General features: G+C 75.1%; 7 protein-coding genes and 1 pseudogene. 5 read left to right on the forward strand and 3 right to left on the reverse strand.

Annotated features, from left to right (window positions below):
* Positions 1–760 (forward strand): efflux RND transporter periplasmic adaptor subunit (locus KIK08_RS35140; protein WP_214407637.1); only part of this gene is annotated, 760 nt, incomplete at its 5' end.
* A gap of 34 nt (positions 761–794) precedes the next feature.
* On the opposite strand, the gene KIK08_RS35145 is transcribed toward KIK08_RS35140, so the two are convergent.
* Both KIK08_RS35145 and KIK08_RS35150 read right to left on the reverse strand, forming a co-directional pair.
* Entirely contained in the window at positions 795–1,604 is an 810-nt protein-coding gene (locus KIK08_RS35145; protein WP_214407638.1) for an HpcH/HpaI aldolase family protein, read from the reverse strand.
* Positions 1,605–1,647: 43 nt separating this feature from the next.
* Complete coding sequence (locus KIK08_RS35150; protein ID WP_214407639.1) at positions 1,648–2,484, reverse strand: class II aldolase/adducin family protein; 837 nt, start codon at positions 2,482–2,484, stop codon at positions 1,648–1,650.
* 145 nt (positions 2,485–2,629) lie between these two features.
* Here KIK08_RS35150 and KIK08_RS35155 point away from each other — a divergent pair, with 145 nt between their 5' ends.
* Positions 2,630–4,375 carry a class I adenylate-forming enzyme family protein gene (locus KIK08_RS35155; RefSeq protein WP_214407640.1) on the forward strand — a complete coding sequence of 582 codons (1,746 nt, stop codon included), beginning with the start codon at positions 2,630–2,632 and terminating at the stop codon, positions 4,373–4,375.
* Positions 4,376–4,393: 18 nt separating this feature from the next.
* Here the strand turns inward: KIK08_RS35155 and KIK08_RS35160 are convergent, their stop codons facing one another.
* Positions 4,394–5,083 (reverse strand): TetR/AcrR family transcriptional regulator, encoded by a 690-nt coding sequence (locus KIK08_RS35160; RefSeq protein ID WP_214407641.1) that lies wholly within the window; start codon positions 5,081–5,083, stop codon positions 4,394–4,396.
* Between the two features lie 232 nt (positions 5,084–5,315).
* Between KIK08_RS35160 and KIK08_RS35165 the strand changes: the two genes are divergently transcribed.
* The 3 genes and pseudogenes from KIK08_RS35165 to KIK08_RS35175 form a co-directional block, all read left to right on the forward strand.
* On the forward strand, positions 5,316–6,809 hold the full coding sequence (locus KIK08_RS35165; RefSeq protein ID WP_214407642.1) for a hypothetical protein: 1,494 nt from the start codon (positions 5,316–5,318) through the stop codon (positions 6,807–6,809).
* A gap of 53 nt (positions 6,810–6,862) precedes the next feature.
* Positions 6,863–7,645 (forward strand): hypothetical protein, encoded by a 783-nt coding sequence (locus KIK08_RS35170; RefSeq protein ID WP_214407643.1) that lies wholly within the window; start codon positions 6,863–6,865, stop codon positions 7,643–7,645.
* A pseudogene (locus KIK08_RS35175) lies at positions 7,638–8,546 on the forward strand (hypothetical protein); the annotation flags it as partial. The gene KIK08_RS35170 and the pseudogene KIK08_RS35175, both read left to right, overlap by 8 nt.

An 8,546-nucleotide genomic window follows, 5' to 3' on the forward strand; every position in this document is an offset into this window, starting at 1 on the left:
GTCGCTGCCGTCGGGGGCGGCCGCGCAGGCCCTGGCCGGGGCCCGCGGCGAGCCCGCTTCCCCGGAGCAGCTCGCCGCCGACCGCGCCGCGGTCGAGGCCGCCGATGCCGCGCTCACCGAGGCCCGCCAGAACCGGGAGCAGGCCGTGCTCGTCAGCCCGATCGACGGCACCGTCGGCGCCCTCGACCTGCAGGTCGGCGACACCGTGGTGGGCGGTTCGCCCGCGCCGCAGGTGGTGGTCGTCGCGGCGAGCCGCGGCTACCAGCTGGAGGTCCCGGTCGACGAGGGCGACATCGCCCGGGTGGCCGTCGGCAACCCGGTCACGGTCACTCCGGACGGCTCCGGCGACGCGATCGAGGGCAGCGTCGCCGCCGTCGGGTTGCTGCCCGCCGGCTCGACCGGCAGCGCGGTCACCTACGAGGTCACGATCGCCCTGCCCGGCGCCACCGGGCCGTTCCCGGCCGGTCAGGGGGCGTCGGTGGCGATCCGGCTGGCCGACGTCACCGGGGTGCTGACGGTGCCGACGTCGGCGGTGCACACCGACGGCGCGACCAGTGCGGTCGCCGTGCTGCGCGGCGACGCGGTGGAACCGGTCCCGGTGCGGGTCGGGGCGGTCGGCCCGGTGCGCACGGAGATCCTCTCCGGTCTCGCGGCCGGCGACGAGGTGGTCATCGCCGACCCGTCGCGGCCCCTGCCGACGCCCGGGCTGACGAACCTGGGCGGCCTGCGCAGCGGGAGCCGCAGCCAGGGCGGCGGCTGACGACCCCGGCCCGCGGGCCCGGCCGGGCTCGTCGTCACTCCGCCCGGCCGGTCGCCTGGTCGAGCGCGGCCCACTGCCGGGCCACGGCGCCGTGCAGGAGGGCGAGGTCCTGGCCGACGGTGAGCAGGCGGACCCCGCGCCCCGCCCAGTGCGCGGCCATCTCCGCGTCCGAGCAGTGCAGGCCGACCACCACGCCGGCCTCCCGGCACGTCGTCACGATCCCCTCGATGAGCGCGTCGACGGCGGGGGAGTCGCGGTAGGTGGCGCGGTCGAACCCGCAGCCCAGCGCGAGGTCGTTGGGTCCGATGTAGACACCGTCGACCCCGGGCACCCGGACGATCTCGTCCAGCGCGTCCACCGCGGCCCGCGTCTCCACCATGACCAGGCACAGCACGGCGGCGTCCTGCTCGCGCGGGCCGGGCGCCCCGTCGTCGCGCACGCTGGCCCACATGGGTCCCCAGCTGCGCGAGCCGTGCGGCGGATACCGGCACGCCGCCGCGGCCGCGGCCGCCTCGACCGCGCTGTCGACCATCGGCACGATCACCCCGCAGGTGCCGACGTCGAGCGCCCGCATGATCGACGCCGGGTCGTTCCACGGCACCCTGGCCAGCGGGGCCCGGCCGGCGGCGCGCATGGCCTGGAGCATTCCGGGCAGGTCGGCGTAGGTGGCGTGGCCGTGCTGCAGGTCGACGCACACGTAGTCGAAGGGGCTCGCGGCCATCAGCTCGGCGACCGCCGCGTCGCGCGTCGAGCTCCACACCCCGAACGCCGCCCGGTCCTGCTCCCAGAGCCGGACCAGGTGGGCCTTGCTGCGGGCGATGACGCCGTCGGTGCTACCGGTCACGGCTCCCGGACACTACGCGGGTCGCGGTCGGCCCGCCGCTCAGTCAGTCGAACAGGTCGGGGTCGCTGCGCACGATCTCGTCCCACAGCGGCTGGAAGGCGAACCAGCCCGCGTAGGACCCGCCGATCTGGTCGCGGGTGAACCGGGCGTTGTCCGGGTCGATGATCGTCGGCGTGCCGGCCGCCTCGGCCAGCAACTGGGCCTGGCAGTTGCGCTCGGTGCTGACGAACCACCACGCCGCCTCGGCGACGGTCTGCCCGACGGTGAAGATGCCGTGGTTCTGGTGGAAGCACATGGCGTTCTGCCCCAGGCCCTCGGCCAGCAGCCGGGCCGATTCCTCGTCGACGACGACCGCGCCGCGGCCCTCGGTGACGACGCAGTGGTTCTCGTAGAGCGCGCAGGCGTCCTGTGTGATCGGGTCGAGCACCCGCCCCAGCGACGACCACGCCTTGCCGTGCACGGAGTGGGCGTGGCAGGCGGCCACGACGTCGGGGCGCGCGGCGTGCACGGCGGCGTGGATGACGAACCCGGCCCGGTTGACCGGCTTGTTCCCGTGCCGGACGGTGCCTTCGTGGTCGACGAGGATCAGGTCGGAGACCCGGATGTGGCGGAAGGACATCCCGAACGGGTTGACCCAGAACATGTCCGGGTGCTCGGGGTCGCGCACGGTGATGTGCCCGGCCACGCCCTCGCCGAAGCCGAACCGGCCGAACAGCCGCAGCGCTCCGGCCAGCTGCTCCTGGCGGTGGCGGCGCTCCTCCTCGACGGTGGCGAACACCGGCGGCTCGGGCAGCGAGAGGCCTTCCTGGGTCGGCACGTAGGCCGACATCGAGCCGGCGGTGTCGTCGGTGGTGGACGGGGACGTCGTCGGCGCAGCCATCCCTCGACGGTGCGCCGCGGCGCTGCCCTGGTCAAGGCCCGTCCGGCAGGTCGCGGTACTCGTTGACAGCGGCCCGCCGTCGCTCCTAGCGTGCTGAACGAACGTTCAGCCGTCCCGCGCGTCCCGTTCGACGAAGGGCTGGAAATTGGTCAGCGCCGACCCCGCCACCTCCCCGCGCACGAGCGCGGACAGCACCGAGAAGGCCCTGCTCACCGCCCGGTTCACCGCGCCGGGAAGCCCGTTCGCCCTGGTGGAGCGCGAGGTCGGGGGCATCCCGATGCGGGTGTACGCCGAGGGCCCGCAGACCTTGCGCGACGTGCTGCTGTCGACCGCCGCGCACGGCGACCGCACCTTCCTCGTCTACGGCGAGCAGCGCTGGAGCTTCGCCGAGAACCTGCGCCGGACCCTGGGCCTGGCCCGCGCCCTGCGCGAGGAGTACGGGCTGGCCAAGGGCGACCGCATCGCGGTCAGCATGCGCAACTACCCCGAGTGGGCGCCGATCCTGTTCGCCGCCTTCACCGCCGGCCTGGTCGTGGTGCCGCTCAACGCCTGGTGGACCGCCCCCGAGCTGCGCTACGCCCTGGACGACTCCGGGGCAAAGCTGCTGGTGGCCGACGCCGAGCGGATCGCCGTGCTGGCCGAGCACCGCGGCGAGCTGGGCATCCCGATGGTCGAGGTGCGCGGCGGCGAGCCGGCCGACGGGGTGCGCACCTGGGACGACCTGATCGCCGGGCTCGACCCCGCCGCCACCGCCCCGGACGTCGAGGTCGACCCCGACGACGACGCCACCATCCTCTACACCTCCGGCACCACCGGGCGGCCCAAGGGCGCGGTGGGCACCCATCGCAACCACTGCACGAACCTGATGAACACGATGCTCGGTGGGTTCGTCTCGGCCACGATCGCCAACGGTGGCGTGCCGCCCACCCCCGACCCGGACGCCCCCCAGCCCGGCGCGCTCAACACGTTCCCGCTGTTCCACATCGCCGGCCTGACCGGGCTGCTCTACACCCTGGCCGCCGGGGCGAAGCACGCCACGCAGTACCGCTGGGACGCCGCGGAGGCCATCGAGCTGGTCTCCCGCGAGCAGCTGACCGGCGTGTCCGGGGTGCCCACGGTGATGCGCCAGCTGGTCGAGGCCGCCGCGTCCGACCCGTCGCGGCTGTCCAGCCTGGCCGGCATCAGCATGGGCGGCACCCCGGTGCCGCCCGACCTGATCGGTCGCATCGACGCCGACTTCACCCACCTGGTCGCCCCGGCCAACGGCTACGGCCTCACCGAGACCACCTCGGCGGTGGTGTCGAACAGCGGCAGCGACTACGTGACCCGCCCGGACAGCGTCGGGCGCTGCGCGCCCGGGGCGGACGTCCGCGTCGTCGACCCGGCGACCGGCGAGGACGTGGCCCCCGGCGAGGTCGGGGAGCTGTGGTTCCGCGGCCCGAACATCGTGCGCGGCTACTGGAACAACCCCGGGGCCACCGCGGCCGCGTTCACCGACGGCTGGTTCCACACCGGCGACCTCGGCGCCGTGCGCGACGGTTGGGTCTACGTCGTCGACCGGCTCAAGGACGTGGTGATCCGCGGCGGGGAGAACATCTACTGCGCCGAGGTGGAGGCGGCCCTCTACGAGCACCCGGCCGTCGGCGACGTGGCGATCGTCGGGGTGCCGCACGAGTCGCTGGGGGAGGAGGCGGTGGCGGTCGTGCAGCTGCGCCCCGGGACGAGCGCGTCGGCGGCCGACCTGCAGGCCCACGTGCGCGAGCGGCTGGCCTCGTTCAAGGTGCCGGCGCACGTCGTGTTCCGCGCGGAGGCGCTGCCGCGCACGCCGAGCGGCAAGGTGCTCAAGCGCGACCTGCGCGGTGACGTCGCCGCCGAGATCAAGGGCCGCTGAGGGGGCCGCCGGGGGTGCTCAGCCGGCCGGCCAGGCCCGGCCGGCCAGCACCGCCATGTGCAGGTCGGTGAGCGTGTCCTCCAGGTCGGGCAGCTCGGCGATGCGGCCGTCGTGCACGCGCGAGCCGACCAGCTCGGTGGCCGCGCCGACCAGCGCCACGTAGGCGTCGAAGGGCACCCGGGGCCAGTCGGGGTGCCGGCGGCGGGCGCGCTCGTGCCAGCCCTGGTTGAGCCGGGCGAACTGGTGGGTCGCGGCTCCGTGGCGGGTCACGCCCTCCTCGGCGATGGCCGGCAGGTCGATGTAGAACAGCCGGGCGAAGGCGGGCTCGTCGACCAGGAACCGCAGGAACGCGCGTAACGCGGTGCGCAGCTGCTGCTCGGCGTCGGCGTCCTCGGGCAGCTCCCGGGGCGCCGCGGTGACCGCGTCGACCAGCTGCGCCCAGCCGTGCGCGCCCGCCGCGAGCACGCAGGAGTCCTTGTCGGTGAAGTGCGCGTAGAACGTCGCGCGCGACACCCGGGCCCGGCGCACGATGTCGGCGACGGTCACGCCGTGCACGCCCTTCTCGGCCACGGTCGCCACCGCGGCGCCCAGCAGGCGTCTGTGCTGATCGGCGGCGACGTCGGAGGCGGGCAGGCTGGAGCGCCCCCGCGGCAGGCCGCGCCCGCCGCGCTCGTCCCGAGGTGCGGACAGCGAGCCCCCTTCCCGCATGGCACCTCGCGATCTGCCGTCGTGGAGCCCTGGAGCACGCGAACGTGAGTCTGGGCCGGTCGGACCCAGCGAATCGTCCTGCAACCCGTCACGTCCGACAAGCGCCGGACGACGAGCGCGGTACCGGCGCGCCGTGCATGGCTGACCGGGATGGTCCGGGACGGCGCCTCGACCGCCACCCCGGGCCCCTCCGTCGCGGAGGGGCCCGGCGGGCTTCGTAGAGTGCTCGGCTGTGACGGCAGCGGACGGGGCGGCACCCGTGCTCGACGACGGGGTCGCCCGCCGGTTGAAGGCGCTGGCGTGCACCGCCCCGCTGCACGAGCTCGACCAGCGCAAGCACCGGCTGGAGTGGGTCGACGCCGGCCGCTACCAGATGGCCGAGATCGCGCTGCAGGCCATCGACCAGGTCACCCTGGCCATGGACTTCGACACCGGCGCCGACCAGGGCCAGGTCGTGCGCAGGCTGGCGCCGTTCATCTCCGCGCAGGCCCCCGACGCGCCCGGCGCCGAGCACGAGCGCATCGGCCACTGGGTCGTCGAGAACCTGATCAACGTCGGCAGCGTCGACCGCGGCTTCCGGGCCGACTACGGCACCAGCGGACCCGACGGCGGTTACCTGCGCCGCCGGTTCGACTTCAAGCTGCTCGTCGAGCTGGCCGGCCCGGACGGCGCGATCTACCTGCGCGCCTCCGACGAGGCGATCAACGTGCTGGTCGGCGCGCTGGACACCGACGTCGAGTCGGCCCAGGTCGCGGCCGAGGTCAAGCTGGAGAACCTGATCAGCCGCGGGCGCCTCGGCGACGCCCGACTGGCCGCCGAGCAGGCCCGCTACCGCACCGTGCAGTACGCCGAGGCGCTGCGCGGGCGCCTGGACTCCACCCGCCGCGACGTGCGCTCGGTGGACTGGCTCTCGGCCGTGCCGGAGCTGATCGACGAGGCGCTGCGCCACATCGAGTCCCGGTACCGGGCCGAGTCGGCCATCCTGGCCAACATCGCCGACGCCCGCGACACCGCGACCGAGCCCGGCCGCCGCCGGCAGGCCGCGGAGCTGGTCGACATCGTCGGCGACTGCATCCAGCGCCACACCCAGCTGCAGACCCGGCTGCAGGAGGCCGGGGCCACCTTCCGCGCCGAGCAGGACCGCCAGCAGTTCGCCGGGCGCCCGCAGCGGGCCGCGGTGGACGTGTTCGGGCAGCTGCTGAACCCGTGCCTGGAGCTGGACGTCGCCCGCGCGGCCGGGCCGACCGGCCGGTTCTTCAGCGCCGGCACCGGGTTGCGCGTGCCCAGCGTGCCCAGCCTCACCGGGCTGGTCGAGGTGCTGCTGGAGCCGCCGCCGGAGCGCGACCCGCTCGGTGAGGTGATGCCCGAGCCGGAGCTGGTCGCCGTGGACACCGACCGCTACAGCGACGAGCAGTGGCGGCGGGTCGGCGCGCTGCTGGAGGCGCCCGGCCCGCCCCGGCGGCTGTCCGCGGCGCTGGCCGCGGCCCGGGCGCTCGACCCGGCGCTGGCCGAGCTGGTCGTGCTGCGGTCCCTGCACGCGCTGGGCACGTCGGTGGCCACCGCGCGCAACCAGGGCGACGAGCGGGTGTGCCTGGCCGTCGACGACGGCACGGTGCTGCGCGACCCCGAGTTCGGCGGGTCCGACCTGCTGATCGGGTCGGTCGAGGTGGCGCTCGACGAACCGGCCGCCGAGCTGGCCGACGAGTTGGCCGAGGACGTGGCGTGACCGGCATCCGCGCCCAGGACGTGGAGTCGGCGTCGCGGCTGGTCGCGCTGGGCATGCGGCCCAAGCTGGTGCCGGCGCGCGACCCCGGCTACGCCGAGCTGGTGCGCCGTTACGGCGAGGACGACACGTTCAAGGACCTCGTGCACCGGGTGGCGTCCGGGCTGGGGCTGGTGGTGCTGGCGGTCGGGCCGCAGTCGGGCGCGGTCGTCGCGGCCACCGAGGAGTCGATCTTCGAGATCCGGATGGACGAGTACGCCCGGCGTACCGCGCTGGCCAACCGGCAGGCCGACAAGGTGCTGCACGGGCTGGCCCACCTCGCGGTGGCCGCACTGGCCTTCCCGCGCCCGGACGACCTGGGCAACGACAGCTACGTCGGGCGGGTCTCGGTCGAGCAGGTCGACGCCGCGGTGCGGGAGGCCTGCCGGGTGCTGCAGGAGCGGGTGGAGGGCACCGGGGAGAACAGCGACCCGCTCTCGGAGGCCCCGGAGCTGGAGGCGGTGTGGCGGGCGTACTCGCGGCGCCCACCGGCCGCGGCCACCAAGGACGGCCGGGCCGGCGACGCGACCACCCGCGGCATCGTCGGCAAGGCCCTGCGCTTCCTGGCCGACCAGGGCTTCCTGGTGCCGGTCGGGGCGGACGGGCAGGGGACGGGCGGCGCCTTCCGCACGACCGCCCGCTACCAGGTGCAGGTCCGCGAGCTGGCCGCCCGCCGCGCCTTCGACGAGCTGCTGGAGCTGGGCGTGCTCCCGGTGACCTCCGCGCTCGGCACCCTGCGGCCCACCGCGCCCTCGGTCGACGGCTCGGAGGGGTTCGGCCCGGAGGCCGGGGATGTATGAGCTCTCGCGGGTGCGGCTGTTCTCGGTCGGCCCGCCCGGTGCCCGCTACCAGGACGTCTGCCTCGACCTGCGGGGGCTGGGCGCCCCGGTCAGCGGCGCGCCGGCGCAGCTGGACTTCTTCTCCGCCGACGACGTCGAGCGGGTGCCGCGCAGGCCATCGCCCGCGTCGGTGCTGTTCCTGGAGAACGGCGGCGGCAAGTCGGTGCTGCTCAAGCTGGTGTTCTCGGTGATCCTGCCGGGCAGGCGCCAGGTCGTGGGCACGACCAGCACGAACGTGCTGGAGAAGTTCGTGCTCGGCGACGACGTCGCGCACGTGGTGTGCGAGTGGATGCACACGGGCACCGGGCAGCTGCTGGTCACCGGGAAGGTCTCGGAGTGGCGCGGGCACTCCGCGTCCAGCGACCCGGACAAGCTCACCGACGCCTGGTACTCCTTCACCCCCGGACCCGGCCTCGGGCTCGACGACCTGCCGTTCACCCGGGAGCGGCGCAGGCTCACCCTCGCCGCGTACCGCGACCGGCTGGTCGAGGCCGACCTGGCCGACCCGACCCGCGGGCTGGTGTGGGAGACCGGGCACGCCGACTGGACCCGCCACCTCGTCGACGTGGGGCTCGACCCCGAGCTGTTCCGCTACCAGCGGGCGATGAACGCCGGCGAGGGCGAGGCCGCCGACGCGTTCACCTTCCCCACCGACGAGGCGTTCGTCGACTTCCTGCTCCGCGCGGTGCTCGACCCGCAGGAGCCGCGCACGCTGGCCGAGCTGGTCGCCGGCTACGCGAAGCGGCTCGCCGAGCGCGCCGACCTGGAGCTCGAGCGCGAGTTCGTGGCCGGCGTGCTCGACCTGCTGGGCCCGCTGGCCGAGGCCGAGCGGGCCGCGCGGACGGCGCGCGGCACCGAGGCC

Origin of the sequence: Pseudonocardia lacus, from assembly GCF_018531445.1 — a bacterium.
GTDB lineage: Bacteria > Actinomycetota > Actinomycetes > Mycobacteriales > Pseudonocardiaceae > Pseudonocardia > Pseudonocardia lacus.